Consider the following 16123-nt stretch of genomic DNA (forward strand, 5'->3'; position numbering starts at 1 on the left):
CACATGGGCGCGTCGGTGTGCCGCACCTGCGCTTGGCTGGCTGCCCACGGCTAGTGACTGAGGCCCGCTGACACTGTGCGGAGCAGGCGACCACTGTATCGGCATTGTGCGACCGCCGATGATGCTGGCCGGCAACGGCCACACCAGCATGATGCTCTGCATCACCGCGAATGCCACGCCCTAGCGCGGCGGCTGCGTACTCGCACGCCACGCTTCCAGGAACTGGCGGCGTTTGAGCTTGTCCAGATACACCAGCAAACCGGGGCCGAGCGGAATCGGCCGGAACGGCGGTTGCGCCGAGCCGCCACGGCCACCGGCGGACGGCAGGATCGGCATCAGCCGCGCTTCGCGCGAGAGCACCTGCTGCCCGCGGGGCGACAGCAGATAGTCGAGAAACCTGCGCGCTTCCGGCGCATGCGGTGCGGTCTTGGGAATCACCGCGGTGCGCAGCGCCACCAGCGTGTAGTCCTGCGGCTGCACGATGCCCAGCGGCGCACCGGCATCGATACGCGCCTGCGCGTAGGAACCAAGCACGTTGTAGGCCAACAGCAGTTCGCCGCGACTGACACGGTCGAGCAAGGTGCCGGTGCGCTCTTCCAGCTTGACCTGATTTGCGCCCAACGCGGCCAGCAAAGCGCCGGCAATGCTGCCCACCTGCCCGTCCTGGGTGGCGAACAAGTAGCCCACGCCGCTGCGCTCCACATCGTAGGTGCCCACCTTGCCGCGCAACGGCGCATCGGGCGCGCGCAATAAGGCCAGCAGCTGGCGGCGCGTGCGCGGGACGCGTGCGGCGTCGAGTTTGCGCGTGTTGTAGACGATGGCCACCGGCTCGTAGCTGATGCCGAACACTTCATGCCGCCATTGCGCCCAGGCCGGCAGCACTTCGGTCTGCGCGGAGCGGTGAGCCAGCGCGTGCCCGTCGTTCACCAGCTTGGTCTGCAGATCCATGCTGGCGCTGATCAGCATGTCCGCCGTCGGCGCACCGGCACCCGGATGCAGATAGTGATCATAGATGTCCCAGGCAATCACATCCTCGTAGATCACCTCGGTACCGGGATGCAGGCGTTGGTAGTCCTGAATGACCGCGCCGAAGACTTCCAGATCGGTGGACCCCTGCACGCGGAGCTGCGCATGCATCGGCCCCTGCGCGGGGAAGCGCCGCACATCGCCCGGCGCTGCCCAGGCCAAACCGTGCACCAGCAGCAGCACCATTGCCCACAGCCTGCGCATCATGCGGTTCCCCCGGGGAAATGCAACGAGGCGATCAATCCGCCACCGATGCGATTGGCCAGATCGATACGCCCGCCATGCGCTTCGACCACGCGCTTGACGATGGCAAGCCCCAGGCCCGCGCCGCCCGCAGGTGCATCCGGACCGCGCACGAAACGCTCGAACACGCGCTCGGCTTCGGCGGCCGGAATGCCCGGGCCGTGGTCGGCGATGGTCAGCACGTGCTGATTACCGTCGCTGGTCAAAGCCACCTGCAGCGGCGCGGCGCCACCGTATTTGCAGGCGTTGTCGATCAGATTCTTGAGCGCTTCGCGCAGCAGCAACGCGTCGCCGCGCAGCAGCGCCGGTTGCGGGTCGATGGCCAGTTGCACACGTGGCGCGCCGTCGCTGCGCGGCAGTGCTTCATGCAATGCCTGGTGCAGCACCTCGGCCAGGTCCACCGTGGCAAAACGCTGCAGGTTGGAGCGATGGATCACGCTGGCATCGCTGAGCAATTGATTGAGCAGGCGGCTCATGTGGCTGGCGTTGCGCTCGATCGCGGCCAGGCTGCGTTGCATGTCGCGCGGGTCGTCGTCGTCCATGGCCAGCTGCGCCTGCGCACGCAACGCGGCCAGGGGTGTGCGCATCTGGTGCGCGGCCTCGGCCATGAACGCACGCAAGGTCTCGTTGCTGGACGACAGCCGCGCCATGAAGCGATTGAGCGCGGTCACCATCAACTGCATTTCCTGCGGCGCCGGCACGTTGAGCGGTTTGAGATCCGATGGCTCGCGACGCGACAGGTCGCGCTCGATGCGTTGCAATGGCCGCAATGCGCGGTACACGCCCAGCCAGACCAACCCCAACGCCAGCAGCGACAACACAGCGATCGCGACCAAGGCATTGAGCACCACATCGCGCGCCACCGCATCGCGCGCGCGCCGGGTCTGGCCCACCTGCACCCGCACCTCGCCCTGCCCGGACGCCGAGGCCACCCGATGCATCACCACCGCAAAGCGCACCGGCTCGCCGCTGTACTGTGCATCGAACAGCAACGGGCGCTCATCGCTGGGCGCGCGCGCCGGCAACGGCAACATGTCTTCGCCGGTGATGGTGCGACCCTGCGCATCGAACACGCGGTAGAACACGCGATCTTCCGGCGCCATGCCAAGCAGATCCAGCGAGGCGTAAGGCAGATCCACCTGCCAGTCGCCACCGACCAGCGCCACGCTATCGATGATGGACAGCGCCGAGGACACCAACAGGTGATCGTAGGACCGATTGGCGGCACGCTCGCCATAATCGCGTGCTGCAAAAAACAGCACCACCGCCCCCAGCAGCGACAGGCTGCCCAGATACAGCAGCAAGGTGCGCCGGATCGACGGCGCCACCGTCAGCGGCTCAGCCATCGCTGCCCGGCTCCACCGGCGCATGCGGGTCGGCTTCTTCGAGTTTGTAGCCGGCACCGCGCACGGTGACGATGCGCAACGGCGCGCTGGCCAGCTTGCGGCGCAGACGGCCGACATACAGCTCGATCGCATTGGGCCCGGCATCGTCGTCGAAGCCGAACAGCCCGTTGCCGATTTCGTCCTTGCCGACCACATGGCCCAGCCGCCCGATCAGGATTTCCAGCAGGCGGTATTCGCGGTTGGGCAATTCGATCGGCGCGCCATCGAGCATCACCGTGTGCGCAGCGTTGTCGAACACGAATCCGCCGATTTGCACCACTTCGCTGGCCTGGCCGCGATTGCGGCGCAGCAACACGCGGCAGCGCGCCTCGAATTCGCGGAAATCGAACGGCTTGCCGAGGTAATCGTCCGCGCCCACGTCCAGCGCCTGCACGCGGTCTTCGATGCCATCGCGCGCGGTAAGCATCAGCACCGGCGTGGTATCGCCACGCTCGCGCATCCCGGCCAGCACGCGCAGCCCATCGAGCTTGGGCAGGCCGATATCCAGCACCACCAGATCGAAGCTCTGATAGCGCAGCACGCTGGCCGCCGCCAACCCGTCGGCCTGCCAATCCACCGCATGCCCGCTACGGCGCATGCGCCGCACGATGGCATCGGCGAGATCGGCATTGTCTTCGACTAGCAGCAGGCGCATTGGGCGGGGAATCGACAATGGGGAATGGGGAATGGGGAATCGGAACAGCGGTTGGCCGCGGCCGGAAGGTAACAGCCCTCGCGGACAAAAGCTCTTAACGCTCTTGCGATTCCCTATTCCCGACTCCCCATTCCCGACTCCCCATTCCCGCCCCAAAACGACAGGTCCATGACAGCTTCGCGGGACTAGGCTGAAGCCAACGCGCCACGGCGATCGTCGTGGTGCATCGCTGAACGTGATTCACACATGCACCTGGGAGGGTCTGTGAGCAACGACACTTTGCGTCTGCGCGCCTTCACCGCCTGCGCGGCGATCTGCCTGGCACCGGCGGCGCGCGCGGCCGATGACGCGGGCCCGGTCACCGCCGAACTGGGCGGACGGGTGCACTGGGATTTCACCATGTTCGACAACGACGACCGCGGCACGCCCGAGCGCAACGACACCCAGTTCCGCCGTGTGTGGCTCGATGTGGCAGGCAAGTTCTATGGCTTCAATTACAAGGCCGAGGCCGAATTTGCCGGCCTGCAATACGAAGCCGGCGGCCGCGGCATCCTGGCGCGCGATGTGTACATCGCCAAGAAGTTTTCCGCCGGTACGCTGACCGTGGGCCAGTTCAAGCAATACTTTTCGCTGGACGATCGCACCGGGTCCAACTATGGCCCGTTCCTGGAACGCGGCTATGCCTCCACCACGCTGGCGCCGATCTATCGCAAGGCCATTTCCTGGCAGGCCAATCGCCCGGATGCCACCTGGTCCACGGCGCTCTACAGCCTGGAAAGCATCGACAACTCGTCCACCAAGGGCGGCGCGCTGGGCACACGTCTGACCTTTGCACCGGAGATGGGCGAAGCGCGCCTGCGTCACCTCGGCATTTCATTGGCGCATGAGCGCTATTCGCATCCGGGCAGCGACGGTGCGGCATCGCTGTTGATCCGCCCGCGCCCGGAAAACGACCTGGCCAACAATAGCCGCATCACGCTGGCGCGGTTTGCCGATGGCCGCGATACCGACTTCGACAAGTGGTCGTTGGAATATGCCGAAGTCCTTGGCCCCTGGTCGTGGCAGAGCGAATTCAGTGGCGGCCTGCTCGACGATGGCAGCCAGCACGCCAAGGTGTTGGCAAGCTATGGCCTAGTCAGCTGGTTCGTGACCGGCGAATCGCGCGGCTACGATCGCAAGACCGGCCGGTTCAGCCGTATCAAAACGCCCAATCGCCCCAGCGGCGCGTTCGAGCTTGCATTGCGCTACGACTACATGCGCGGCGACCAACATCTGGATGGCCAGCCCAACTTTATAGATGCCAGCACGCAGTCGTGGACCTTGGGTGGCAACTGGTATTTCAAGCCTAATCTGCGCGTCATGCTCAACGTGATCGACAGCCGTAACCGCGACCGCACGATGAATGCGTTGGTCGATCACACGCTGGCGGTCACCGGCCGGTTTCAGTACGACTTCTGATGCACTGCTGCGTGGCGCCACGGTTCCAAACGTATGTCGGCAGGCGTCGCCGCGATGCGGCGCAAGCGCCGTGCACGCACGAAGATTGTCGCTTTTGCCATTGCGGCAGTGACGCAATGAGCAGCATTTTTACGTTTCTTGTGTATCACCACTGCGCCGTCTCCTGCGCAACGGTGCGCTCCACCCTCTCCCTGCTGCACGCCCCAAAGGATTTGCCCGCATGCTGACCGCGCTCGGTTTCGGAATGGTGATCACCTTCATGTACCTGATCATGAGCAAGCGGCTGTCGCCGCTGGTGGCTCTGATCACGGTGCCGATCGTGTTCGCACTGCTGGGCGGCTTCGGCACCGGCATCAACGACATGATGCTCGAGGGCATCAAGAAGATCGCGCCCACCGGCGTGATGCTGATGTTCGCCATCCTCTACTTCGGGGTGATGATCGATGCCGGGCTGTTCGATCCACTGGTCGGGCGCATCCTGCGGCTGGTCAAGGGCGACCCGCTGAAGATCGTGATGGGCACCGCGGTCCTGGCAATGCTGATCTCACTCGATGGCGACGGCTCCACCACCTACATGATCACCGTGTCGGCGATGCTGCCGCTGTACCAGCGCCTGGGCATGAATGCGCTCAACCTCACTTGCGTGACCATCTTGGCCAGCGGCGTGATGAATCTCACTCCGTGGGGCGGCCCGACCGCACGCGCCGCTACTGCCCTGCACGTGGATGCGGGCGATGTGTTCGTGCCGCTGGTGCCGGCGATGTTGCTGGCGATTGCCGGCATCATCGCGCTGGCGTGGTATCTGGGCATGCGCGAGCGCCGCCGCCTGGGCGTGGTGCGCCTGCCGGCCGATGGCAATTGGCTGGACACCAGCATCCCCGAAGACAACGACGCCTTGCCGCGCGTGGAAGACACCGAGGACATGAAGCGTCCCAAGCTGCTGTGGGTCAATCTGATTCTGACCCTGGCGCTGATGGCCGCACTGGTGGTGGGCATCCTGCCGATGCCGGTGCTGTTCATGATCGGCTTCGCACTGGCATTGATGATCAACTACCCCAACCTGGCCGAACAACGCCGCCGCCTGGTCAATCACGCCGGCAACGTACTGTCGGTGGTGTCGCTGATCTTTGCCGCCGGCATCTTCACCGGCATCCTGTCCAACACCGGCATGGTGGAAGCGATGTCGCGCAGTTTTCTGGCAGTGATCCCGGACAGCTGGGGCCCGTATCTGGCGGTGATCACGGCGATCGTCAGCATGCCGTTTACGTTCTTCATGTCTAACGACGCGTTCTACTTCGGCGTGCTGCCGATCCTGTCCGAGGCGGCCGGCCACTACGGCATCACACCGGTGGAAATGGCCCGCGCCTCGCTTGCCGGCCAGCCGGTGCATCTGCTAAGCCCGTTGGTGCCCTCGACCTATCTGCTGGTCGGCCTGGCCAAGGTCGACTTTGCCGACCATCAACGCTTCACGCTGAAGTGGGCGGTGTTGATTTCGATGCTGATGCTTGGCGGCGGGTTGTTGTTTGGCTTGTTTCCGTTGGCGCGCTGATCGCGCGCCGGGAATGGGGAATCGGAAATGGGGAATCGTAAGAGCGGCGCTGTGCTGTCGTGACGGTTCCTGACCTCCACATGGAGAACGCCGGCCGCAAAGGCGGCTTCCTGCTCTACCGATTCCCCACTCCCGATTCCCCATTCCCAACTCCAAAGGAGTTACACCAATGACGCTTCGCATCGCATACGTCACCAGCGGCATGGGCAGTGTCGGCACCGCGATCTGCCAGAAGCTGGCGCGCAGCGGGCACACCGTGGTTGCCGGTTGCGGGCCCAATTCGCCGCGTAAGTCGGCCTGGTTGCGCGAGCAGCGCGAGCAGGGCTTCGACTTCGTCGCCTCCGAAGGCAATGCCGCCGATTGGGATTCCACGGTGGCGGCCTTTGCCAAGGTCAAGGCCGAAGTCGGCGAGATCGATGTGCTGGTCAACAACGCAGGCGGTAGCCGCGACACCTTGTTCCGCCAGATGACGCGCGACGACTGGAATGCAGTGATCGCCAGCAACCTGCATTCGCTGTTCAACATCTCCAAGCAGGTGGTGGATGGCATGACGTCGCGCGGTTGGGGGCGCATCGTCAACATCGGCTCGGTCAGTGCGCACAAGGGCCAGATCGGGCAAATCAACTTCGCCACCGCCAAGGCCGCGATGCATGGCTTCAGCCGTGCGCTGGCGCAGGAAGTGGCCTCGCGCGGGGTCACCGTCAACACCATTTCGCCCGGCTATATCGCCAGTGCATCGATCAGCAGTTTTCCGCCGGACGTGCTCGATCGCCTGGCCACCTCGGTGCCGATGCGTCGGCTGGGCAAGCCTGCAGAAGTCGCCGGCCTGTGCGCATGGCTGGCCTCCGACGATGCCGCCTATGTGACCGGCGCCGACTACGCGGTCAACGGCGGCCTGTATATGGGCTGACACGGACAGTGGTCTGCAAGCGGTTGTCGGAGTGCACCTCGGCACGCGAGCCGCGATCACGCAACGCGACCAACCAAACGACGACGCGACCAGCAAACAGGAGCGGCCGATGCTCGGCATCGGCAGGTACGACCCATCACACTCCGGTTCCTGTATGCCACCCACACCCGCCTGGCAACCGCCCGCTACGTTTTGTTGCCGGTTCTTCGCCCAATGTCCGGATGCACAATGATGCGCTGTCCAGCCGCAGCACTCTCCCGGCACTCGCCACGCAACCGCGATCGCAAGGCTAGGACGCGTGTGCGCGATGGCGTTGCGCCGTTGCGCACAAGCGGCCGCCACTGCGCAAACGACGCGCCTCCAGTGCGAACTGATTACACTCTGGTTTTTCCGCAGTGCGCTGCCATGGCCAAACCCTCAGAACGCACCCCGCAGAATGCCCGCCCGCAGATGGCCGACATCGCCCGCATGGCGGGCGTGTCCGAGTCCACCGTGTCGCGCGCCCTTGCCGGCAGCCCAGTGGTGGCAGAGCGCACCCGCGCCTATATCAAGCAGATTGCCGCCGACGCCGGCTACCAGGTCGACCCGGTCGCACGCAGCTTGCGTGCCAAACGCTCCAACACGGTGAGCGTTGCGGTGCCGATGATGCACGCACTGGATCAACCGCTATCCGATCCGTTTCTGATGACCATGCTGGCGTTGCTGGCCGAAGAACTCACCGGGCGCGGCTACAGCATGCTGCTGTCCAAGCTGGACCGGCACCAGGATGGCTGGGTGGAACAGCTTGCCCGCGGCAGCCGCTCCGATGGCGTGATCGTGCTGGGGCAGAGTTCCGAACATGCCGCACTGGACAAAGCCGCGCGTGATGGCCTGCCGATGGCCGTATGGGGCAGCCGCATCGACGGGCAGGCCTATATCAGCGTCGGCAGCGACAACTTCCAGGGCGGCGCGCTCGCCACCGAACACCTGATCGCCAGCGGCCGCAAGCGCATCGCGTTTCTGGGCGACGACCAGTTACCCGAAGTGGCGCCGCGGTTTGCCGGTTACCGTCATGCATTGGAGCAGCACGGGCTGGAGTTCGATACCCGCCTGCATGCGCGCAGCCATTTCGTCAGCGAAGACGCCTACCGCCTCACCCGCGCCATGCTCAAGAAGACCGACCCGCCGGATGGACTGTTTGCGGCCTCCGATGTGATTGCCGTGGGCGCCATCCGCGCCCTGGTCGAAGCCGGCCATCGCGTGCCGCAGGACATCTCGCTGGTAGGTTTCGACGATATTCCGCTGGCCGCCTACAGCCAGCCACCGCTGACCACCGTGCGGCAGGATCTGGGCCTGGCCGCGCGCTTGCTGGTGGACCGGCTGCTGGCGCTGATCGCGGGCGAGGCGGTGCAATCGGTTGAAATGCCGGTGAAACTGGTGGTGCGCGAGTCGGCGTGAGGCTGGAATCGGGAATCGTAAGAGGGTGCGCGCTGTGCGGCGGCGGCGCGTTCACACTCGCTACTGTGGCCGGCATAACAACGCAAACGAGCGGTTACGCCGCGACAGCCTTGGGCTTGCGAATGCGCACGCATAGCATTGCCACCGCTGCAGCCAGCATCAATGCACCGGCCAGGCGGATCACATTGCGCGGGTCGCCGTGCAGCAACCGCTCGTAATACAGCGGCAGGGTGACGATCTGGATCAGCATCGGCAGCACGATAAACAGGTTGAACAAGCCCATGTACACACCGGTGCGCTCGGGCGGAATGCTGTCGGCGAGCATCAGATACGGATTGCCCATCATGCTGGCCCAGGCCAGCCCGATTCCGATCATCGGCAACAACAACAACCAACGGTTCTCGATGCCCGGCAACACCCACATACCGACGCCGGCCGCCAGCAGACAGGCCGCGTGCGTGTATTTGGGGCCGAAGCGGCGCACCACCGGCACCATCGCAAATGCCGCCAGAAACGCGATGAAATTGTAGAACCCACCGATCTGCCCATTGACCAGACCGGCCTCGCGAAACCCGTGCGAGGTGGCGTCGGTGGTGCCGAACAAGGTGGTCGACAGCGACAGCACGATGTACTGCCAGTAGCAGAAAATCCCGTACCACTGGAACAACATCACCGGCGCCAGCTGACGCATGGTTGGCGGCATCGCGCGCAGGGCGCTGCCGATTTCGCGCACCGTTGCGCCCAGCCCTGCACCGGTCTGACGCATGCGCGCGATCTCTGCCGGCGCGATTGCAGGCTCGCGCACGCTGCGCGCGGTGAGCAGGATGGACGCGGCCGAAAACCCCGCACCGATCACGAACGCAGCAATGGTGACGTAGGGAATATGGTGCGCGTTGGCGGCATCCTGATTCATGCCGAACCACACCAGCAGCGGCGGAGTCAGATACGCCAACGTCTGCGCCAGGCCGGTGAACGCGCTCTGCGTGAGATACCCGAGTGGCCGCTGAGGTGGTGCGAGCACGTCGCTGACCAACGCACGGTAGGGCTCCATCGCCACGTTGTTGGCCGCATCCAGCACCCACAGCAGGCACACCGCCATCCACAGCGCGGTGCTGAACGGCATCGCCAGCAGGCACAGGCTGCACACCAGCGCGCCCACCACCATGTACGGCATGCGGCGGCCCCAGCGCGTGACCGAGCGGTCGCTCCACGCGCCAACGAATGGCTGCAGCACCAGCCCGGTGATCGGGCCGGCCAGCCACAGATACGGCAGGCTGGCGTGGTCGGCGCCCAGGTAGTTGTAGATCGGGCTCATGTTGCTTTGCTGCAACCCGAAGCTGTACTGCACACCGAAGAAACCGGCGTTGAGCGCCAGGATGCGCGCGAAAGAGAGCGAAGGAGCGGTCGACGACATGCAAGGCCTTGGGCATCGGTGCGGCTCCCAGTGGCCGCAGCGCACTGTACCCTGCCGGTGATGCAATCGATTGTAACGCTGCGACGCAACACGCGGCAGCTGCGAAAATTGAGACTTCGCTTTCCGATTCAAATGTTGCAACGCAAGATTGCAATCGATTGTATTCGCGCGTATTACTGCGCTCGCACTGCAGGCCGCTCGGCCATTCCCTGGGAGGGGACGATGCAGGCGTCGGCATACCACCACCTGTGAGAGAGAGAATCGCGATGTCCACCTTGCACACCCTGCGCCTGCATGCCCTGGCCTGCGCGGTCGTTTCCTGCCTGTGCGCGCCCGCCGCGCTGGCCCAGGACACCGCCGCCGCACCCGCCACTCCGCCGGCTGCCGACAGCGCCGCGGTCAATCTGGATTCGGTGTTCGTCACCGGCACCTCCACCGCCACCACCAAATTGAAGTCCAGCGTGTCGGTCAGCACCGTCGGTGCCGAGGCGATCGAGCAGTCGGCGCCGCGTAGCACTGCGGAAATCTTCCGCAACATTCCAGGCATCCGCTCCGAGTCCAGCGGTGGCGAAGGCAACGCCAACATCGCCGTGCGCGGTCTGCCGGTGGCCTCCGGTGGCGCCAAGTTCCTGCAGCTGCAGGAAGACGGCTTGCCGGTGATGGAGTTCGGCGATATCGCCTTCGGCAACGCCGATATCTTCCTGCGCTCGGATTTCACGATGGATCGCATCGAAGCCATCCGTGGCGGCTCGGCGTCGACGTTCACCAGCAATGCGCCCGGCGGCATCATCAACTTCATCAGCAAGACCGGCGACACCGAAGGCGGCAGCGTCGGCGTCAGTCGCGGTCTGGACTACGACAACACCCGCATCGACTTCAATTACGGCGCGCCGTTCGCCGAGCACTGGCAGTTCAACATCGGCGGTTTCTTCCGCCAGGGCGATGGCGTGCGCGATGCCGGCTACACCACCGACAAGGGCGGCCAACTCAAGGCCAACCTCACCCGTCTGTTCGAGAACGGCTACGTGCGGGTGTACGGCAAATACCTCAACGACCGCGCCGCCGGCTATCTGCCTGTGCCCACCTCGGTGCGTGGCCGCGACGGCTCGCCGGACCTGGGTGGCTTCCCCGGGTTCGATCCCGGCAACGACACCTTGTACAGCCGCAATTTCCGCACCGATGTCGGCCTGGATGGCAACAACCAGCCGCGCCGCACCGACCTGGGCGACGGCATGCACCCGATCTCGCGCACCATCGGCGCCGAAGCGTGGTTCGACCTGGGCAGTGGCTGGAACCTGAGCGAGAAATTCCGCATCGCCGACAACAGCGGCCGCTTCGTCAGTCCGTTCCCGGCCGAAGTCACCGATGCTGCCTCGCTGGCATCGTCCATCGGCGGCGCTGGCGCGCAGCTGGTGCAGGCAGGCGGCCCGAATGCCGGCCAGGCCTACACCGGCAATGCCATCCGCACGCATCTGTTCAATGTCGCCATCAACGATCTGGGCAACGTCACCAACGACCTGAGCCTCTCGCGCGAGTTCGATGGCGACGGCCGCACGCTGAATCTGCGCATGGGCTATTACAGCTCGCGCCAGACCATCGACATGGACTGGACCTGGAACTCCTACGTGCAAAGCCTGGGTCGCGACTCGCGCCTGCTCAACGTGGTCGATGCCGGCGGCGTGTCGCGCTCGCAAAATGGCTTGTACGCCTACGGCGTGCCGTTCTGGGGCGATTGCTGTAACACCCGTAGCTACGACGTGCGCTACGACGTCAACGCGCCCTATGTCGCACTGACCTTCGACAGCGGCAAGTTCAGCATCGACGGCAGCCTGCGTTACGACATGGGCGATGCGCGCGGCAACTACAGCGGCACCGCGATTGCGCAAAACCTGGACGTCAACGGCGATGGCGTGATCCAGCCGGTGGAACAGCGCGTGGCCACCGTGGACACCGCCAACGCACGCCCGGTGGACTACGACTGGAACTACCTGTCGTATTCGTTGGGCAGCAATTACCTGATTAGCGACGACCTTGGCGCATTCGCACGCATCAGCCGCGGTGCGCGCGCCAACGCGGATCGCCTGTTGTTCGGCGTGGTGCGCGACGACGGCTCGGTGTCGTCCGATGAAGGCGTCAACGTGGTGCGCCAGGCCGAAGCCGGCTTGAAGTGGCGCCGCGACGGTCTGAGCCTGTTCGCCACCGCCTTCTCCGCACGCACCCAGGAACAGAACTTCGAAGTCACCAGCCAGCGCTTCTTCAACCGCAGCTACAAAGCGCACGGCGTAGAGCTGGAAGCCAGCTACCGCTACGAGGGCTTCACCGTCAACGGCGGCCTGACCTGGACCGATGCAGAAATTTCCCGCGACCAGATCACCCCGGAAAACACCGGCAATGTGCCGCGTCGTCAAGCCGACGTGATCTGGCAGCTCACCCCGAGCTATCGCGGCGACGGCTACCAGTTCGGCGTGAATCTGATCGGCACCACCGATGCCTATACGCAGGATTCCAACCAGCTGAAGATGCCCGGCTATACGCAGGTCAACCTGTTCGGCGACTACCGCGTGACCGATTCGCTCACCGTCGCGCTCAACGTCAACAACCTGTTCAACACCTTTGGCCTGACCGAAGCCGAAGAAGCCACGATTCCGGCCAACGGCATCATCCGCGCGCGTTCGATTGCCGGCCGCACCACCAGCATCAGCCTGCGTTACGACTTCTAAGGACCCCGCGCCGGGCCCAGGCCCGGCGGCTTCCAATGAGCACCTCCGCCATCGATTCCACCGCTCTGCGCGCGGCCTTTGCCGCGCCGCTGGATGCACAGCACGCCGCGCCGTTGTTGGCGCGCTTTGACGAACATGCACCACGTCTGCTGCATGCACTGCATTCGCTGTATGGGCAACGCCCCGATTACGCAGCCTGGTTGACGCAGTGGCTGGGCGCGCTCGGCAGCAGCGCGCAACAGCGCCCGCAGGCGTTGCAACAGCTCGATGCCACCCGCAAGCCGGGCTGGTTTGGCGCACAGCACATGCTGGGCTACAGCGCCTACGTGGACCGCTTCGCCGGCACCTTGCAGGGCGTGTCCGAGCGCGTGCCGTACCTGCAGGAACTGGGTGTGCGCTATCTGCATCTGCTGCCGTTTCTGCGCGCACGCGCCGGCGACAACGACGGCGGCTTCGCGGTCAGCGACTACGGCCAGGTGGAGCCGAGCCTGGGTAGCAACGACGACCTGGTTGCGCTCACCACCCGGCTGCGCGCATCGGGCATCAGCCTGTGTGCGGACTTCGTGCTCAACCACACCGCCGACGATCACGCCTGGGCACAAGCCGCACGCGCGGGCGATGCACGCTATCTCGATTACTACCATCACTTCGCCGACCGCAGCCTGCCCGATCAGTACGAAACAACGCTGGCGCAGGTTTTTCCGCATACCGCACCGGGCAACTTCACCTGGGTGGACGACACCGCACAATGGATGTGGACCACGTTCTATCCCTACCAATGGGATTTGAACTGGAGCAACCCGGCCGTGTTCGGCGACATGGCGCTGGCGATGCTGCAGCTGGCCAACCTCGGGGTAGAGGCGTTCCGTCTGGATTCCACCGCGTATCTATGGAAGCGCACCGGCACCGACTGCATGAACCAGCCCGAGGCGCATACCTTGCTGGTGGCGCTGCGTGCGGTTGCCGACATCGTTGCGCCTTCGGTGGCGATGAAGGCCGAAGCCATCGTGCCGATGAGCCAGCTGCCGCCCTACTTCGGCAGCGGCGCCGATCAGGGCCACGAATGCCACCTGGCCTACCACAGCACGCTGATGGCAGCCGGGTGGTCGGCACTGGCGCTGCAACGCGGCGACATCCTGCATCAGGTCATTGCGCATAGCCCGCCGTTGCCCACCAACTGCGCGTGGCTAAGCTACGTGCGTTGCCACGACGACATCGGCTGGAATGTGTTGCAGCACGAAGCCGCGGGCAATGCCATGCAACCGGCGTTTTCGCTGCGCGATGTCGCGCGCTTCTACGCAAATGAGCTACCGGGCAGCTACGCGCGTGGCGAAAGCTTCCAGAGCAGCGGCGATGGTGTGCACGGCACCAACGGCATGGCGGCCGCACTCGCCGGCATCCAGGCCGCGCACGATGCGGGCGATTTGGCAGCTTTGGCCATGGCAGTGGATCGACTGGTGCTGCTCTACGCGGTTGCCCTGGCGATGCCGGGTGTGCCGCTGATCTACATGGGCGACGAACTTGCCTTGCCCAACGACATCAGCTACCGCGTGGATACGCAGCGCCAGCACGAAGGCCGCTGGTTGCATCGCCCGTCAATGGACTGGCAACGTGCCGCGCAGCGCCAAGACAGCAGCAGCGTGAGCGGGCAGGTCTATCAGCGCTTGCACGCATTGATCCAACAACGCACCGCACTATCGGCACTTGCTGCGGATCAACCGTTGGGTAGTGTGGCGTTGGAGAACGCGCACCTGTTTGCGCTGACGCGTGGCGACAGCTTTGTCGCCGTCCATAACTTCAGCGATCAATTACTCGATGTGGCGTTTTCCGGCACGTTGAGTGGCCGGTGGCAGGTATTGGCCGACAAGCACGATGCAGTTGCAGAGCCGCTAGGCGATGACCTGCGTCTTGCGCTGCCTGGGTATGCGGTGCGCTGGTTGCAACGTATCGACTGAGCGATTCGGGTGCGGGGTGCTGGTCAATGATCTGCGCCGTGCCCTGCTTGCAATATGCACCCTAGTTGAAACATGTTGCTTGAGTGAGGCAATTACGGTTCTTTGTCGATGACCTGCGCCTCGCACTGCCTGCAGTATAGGAGCTGATTGGTGCGTTTTTTTTGAACAATGCGGGTGCGGGGTCTTGGCGATGCGGCAACCGTACCCTCACCCCAACCCCTCTCCCGACGGGAGAGGGGCTAGCGTTACTGCATTGGTACCACGCGTGCTTACGCCATCGCGTGGGCGCGTCTTACAGCCACTGCGCTGGAATGTCTTGAGCCACTGCGCTGGGGTGTCTTGCGCGGGAATGGCTAGGCCTCCCAGGATTCGGCACCAACCATGCAGAAGTGCCTATTCGCTATCACGCGTGCGGTAGCGTTACTCACTCAGCCGAGCTTGAGTTTGCAGCAGCGACACGCATCCGCGAACGCTGCTGCACAAACCACGCACACCTCTAATACAGCGCCTCGACAACGCGTAGACAGCTAAGAGCAGCCGACAAAGCTAGCGCGTAGCCGCCAGGCAAACGCGGACGGTACCCGGAATCGACATGTACCACTCGTACACGTCGGTTCCTGCACGCGCCGCCCATGCGTGACGACTAGTCGCTACGCTTCTTGGCCGCTCTCACTTAACCCTTCAACAGCGTCAGCAGGGTTTCTGCAGTCTTTTCAGACGACGCCGGGTTCTGGCCGGTCACCAGGGTGCCGTCGGCAATGACATGTACTGCCCAATCGGCCTTCTTTTCGTACTTTCCACCGAGTTCGATCAGCACGTCTTCCACCAGGAACGGCACGATTTTGGTCAGACCGACTGCCTCTTCTTCGCCATTGGTGAACCCGGTGACGCGGCGGCCGTTGACCAGCGGCTTGCCATCGCTGCCCTTGACATGACGCAGTGCGCCCGGCGCATGGCAGACCAGGCCGTGCGGCTTGTCGGCTACGGCAAAGGCTTCGATCAGCGCGATCGACTGCTTGTCTTCGGCCAGATCCCACAGCGGGCCGTGGCCGCCCGGATAGAACAGCGCATCGAAATCGTCGGCTTTGACGTCAGCAAGACGATGCGTAGTGACCAGCACCTTCTGCGCATCGCTATCCTGCTTGAAGCGCTTGGTGGCCTCGGTCTGCGCATCGGGCTCGTCGCTCTTCGGGTCCAGCGGCGGCTGACCGCCCTTGGGCGAGACCACGGTGATGTCGGCGCCAGCGTCCTTGAAAACGTAGTACGGCGCGGCGAATTCTTCCAGCCAGAAGCCGGTCTTCTTGCCGGTATCGCCCAGCTGGTCGTGGGACGTGAGCACCATCAAGATTTTCATCGCATTGCCTCGTGTTA

At 64.4% G+C, this 16123-nt stretch carries 11 protein-coding genes and 1 other RNA gene; 7 read left to right on the forward strand and 5 right to left on the reverse strand.

What is annotated here, in order from left to right:
* Positions 1-180: 180 nt before the first annotated feature.
* The 3 genes from XdyCFBP7245_RS08945 to XdyCFBP7245_RS08955 are packed head-to-tail and all read right to left on the reverse strand — an operon-like array spanning position 181 to position 3309.
* Positions 181-1230: an ABC transporter substrate-binding protein gene (locus tag XdyCFBP7245_RS08945; protein WP_104615424.1), complete on the reverse strand. Its 1050-nt coding sequence runs from the start codon at positions 1228-1230 to the stop codon at positions 181-183.
* Complete coding sequence (locus XdyCFBP7245_RS08950; RefSeq protein WP_104615343.1) at positions 1230-2615, reverse strand: sensor histidine kinase; 1386 nt, start codon at positions 2613-2615, stop codon at positions 1230-1232. The genes XdyCFBP7245_RS08945 and XdyCFBP7245_RS08950 overlap by 1 nt, the downstream gene beginning before the upstream one ends.
* On the reverse strand, positions 2608-3309 hold the full coding sequence (locus tag XdyCFBP7245_RS08955) for a response regulator transcription factor (RefSeq protein WP_104615344.1): 702 nt from the start codon (positions 3307-3309) through the stop codon (positions 2608-2610). Before XdyCFBP7245_RS08955 ends, XdyCFBP7245_RS08950 begins: the two co-directional genes overlap by 8 nt.
* A gap of 264 nt (positions 3310-3573) precedes the next feature.
* Between XdyCFBP7245_RS08955 and XdyCFBP7245_RS08960 the strand changes: the two genes are divergently transcribed.
* The 4 genes from XdyCFBP7245_RS08960 (at position 3574) to XdyCFBP7245_RS08975 (ending at position 8663) form a co-directional block, all read left to right on the forward strand.
* On the forward strand, positions 3574-4767 hold the full coding sequence (locus tag XdyCFBP7245_RS08960) for an OprO/OprP family phosphate-selective porin (protein WP_104615345.1): 1194 nt from the start codon (positions 3574-3576) through the stop codon (positions 4765-4767).
* A 220-nt stretch (positions 4768-4987) separates the two neighbouring features.
* Complete coding sequence (locus XdyCFBP7245_RS08965; protein WP_104615346.1) at positions 4988-6316, forward strand: CitMHS family transporter; 1329 nt, start codon at positions 4988-4990, stop codon at positions 6314-6316.
* Positions 6317-6485: 169 nt separating this feature from the next.
* Positions 6486-7226, forward strand: coding sequence for an acetoacetyl-CoA reductase (gene phbB, locus XdyCFBP7245_RS08970; protein WP_055848354.1), 741 nt, complete (start codon positions 6486-6488; stop codon positions 7224-7226).
* A gap of 405 nt (positions 7227-7631) precedes the next feature.
* On the forward strand, positions 7632-8663 hold the full coding sequence (locus XdyCFBP7245_RS08975; RefSeq protein ID WP_104615347.1) for a LacI family DNA-binding transcriptional regulator: 1032 nt from the start codon (positions 7632-7634) through the stop codon (positions 8661-8663).
* 94 nt (positions 8664-8757) lie between these two features.
* Here the strand turns inward: XdyCFBP7245_RS08975 and XdyCFBP7245_RS08980 are convergent, their stop codons facing one another.
* Entirely contained in the window at positions 8758-10077 is a 1320-nt protein-coding gene (locus XdyCFBP7245_RS08980; RefSeq protein WP_104615348.1) for an MFS transporter, read from the reverse strand.
* 266 nt (positions 10078-10343) lie between these two features.
* Here XdyCFBP7245_RS08980 and XdyCFBP7245_RS08985 point away from each other — a divergent pair, with 266 nt between their 5' ends.
* The 3 genes from XdyCFBP7245_RS08985 (at position 10344) to XdyCFBP7245_RS08995 (ending at position 15417) form a co-directional block, all read left to right on the forward strand.
* The gene (locus tag XdyCFBP7245_RS08985) at positions 10344-12797 is read left to right on the forward strand and encodes a TonB-dependent receptor (RefSeq protein WP_170068582.1); all 2454 of its coding nucleotides are present in this window, start codon (positions 10344-10346) and stop codon (positions 12795-12797) included.
* Between the two features lie 35 nt (positions 12798-12832).
* Positions 12833-14752: an alpha-amylase family protein gene (locus tag XdyCFBP7245_RS08990; protein ID WP_104615350.1), complete on the forward strand. Its 1920-nt coding sequence runs from the start codon at positions 12833-12835 to the stop codon at positions 14750-14752.
* Between the two features lie 592 nt (positions 14753-15344).
* Positions 15345-15417, forward strand: a non-coding RNA gene (locus tag XdyCFBP7245_RS08995) — sX9 sRNA.
* A gap of 8 nt (positions 15418-15425) precedes the next feature.
* Here XdyCFBP7245_RS08995 and XdyCFBP7245_RS09000 read toward each other — a convergent pair.
* Positions 15426-16106 carry a type 1 glutamine amidotransferase domain-containing protein gene (locus tag XdyCFBP7245_RS09000; protein WP_104615351.1) on the reverse strand — a complete coding sequence of 227 codons (681 nt, stop codon included), beginning with the start codon at positions 16104-16106 and terminating at the stop codon, positions 15426-15428.
* Positions 16107-16123 lie beyond the last annotated feature (17 nt).

Source organism: Xanthomonas dyei, from assembly GCF_002939865.1.
Taxonomy (GTDB): Bacteria; Pseudomonadota; Gammaproteobacteria; order Xanthomonadales; family Xanthomonadaceae; genus Xanthomonas; species Xanthomonas dyei.

Coding starts and splice junctions, on each gene's coding strand:
- XdyCFBP7245_RS08975 (WP_104615347.1), top strand. CDS start 7,632: ATGGCCAAACCCTCAGAACGCACCCCGCAGAATGCCCGCCCGCAGATG.
- XdyCFBP7245_RS08985 (WP_170068582.1), top strand. CDS start 10,344: ATGTCCACCTTGCACACCCTGCGCCTGCATGCCCTGGCCTGCGCGGTC.
- XdyCFBP7245_RS08990 (WP_104615350.1), top strand. CDS start 12,833: ATGAGCACCTCCGCCATCGATTCCACCGCTCTGCGCGCGGCCTTTGCC.
- XdyCFBP7245_RS08965 (WP_104615346.1), top strand. CDS start 4,988: ATGCTGACCGCGCTCGGTTTCGGAATGGTGATCACCTTCATGTACCTG.
- XdyCFBP7245_RS08955 (WP_104615344.1), bottom strand. CDS start 3,309: ATGCGCCTGCTGCTAGTCGAAGACAATGCCGATCTCGCCGATGCCATC.
- XdyCFBP7245_RS08980 (WP_104615348.1), bottom strand. CDS start 10,077: ATGTCGTCGACCGCTCCTTCGCTCTCTTTCGCGCGCATCCTGGCGCTC.
- XdyCFBP7245_RS09000 (WP_104615351.1), bottom strand. CDS start 16,106: ATGAAAATCTTGATGGTGCTCACGTCCCACGACCAGCTGGGCGATACC.
- phbB (WP_055848354.1), top strand. CDS start 6,486: ATGACGCTTCGCATCGCATACGTCACCAGCGGCATGGGCAGTGTCGGC.
- XdyCFBP7245_RS08950 (WP_104615343.1), bottom strand. CDS start 2,615: ATGGCTGAGCCGCTGACGGTGGCGCCGTCGATCCGGCGCACCTTGCTG.
- XdyCFBP7245_RS08945 (WP_104615424.1), bottom strand. CDS start 1,230: ATGCGCAGGCTGTGGGCAATGGTGCTGCTGCTGGTGCACGGTTTGGCC.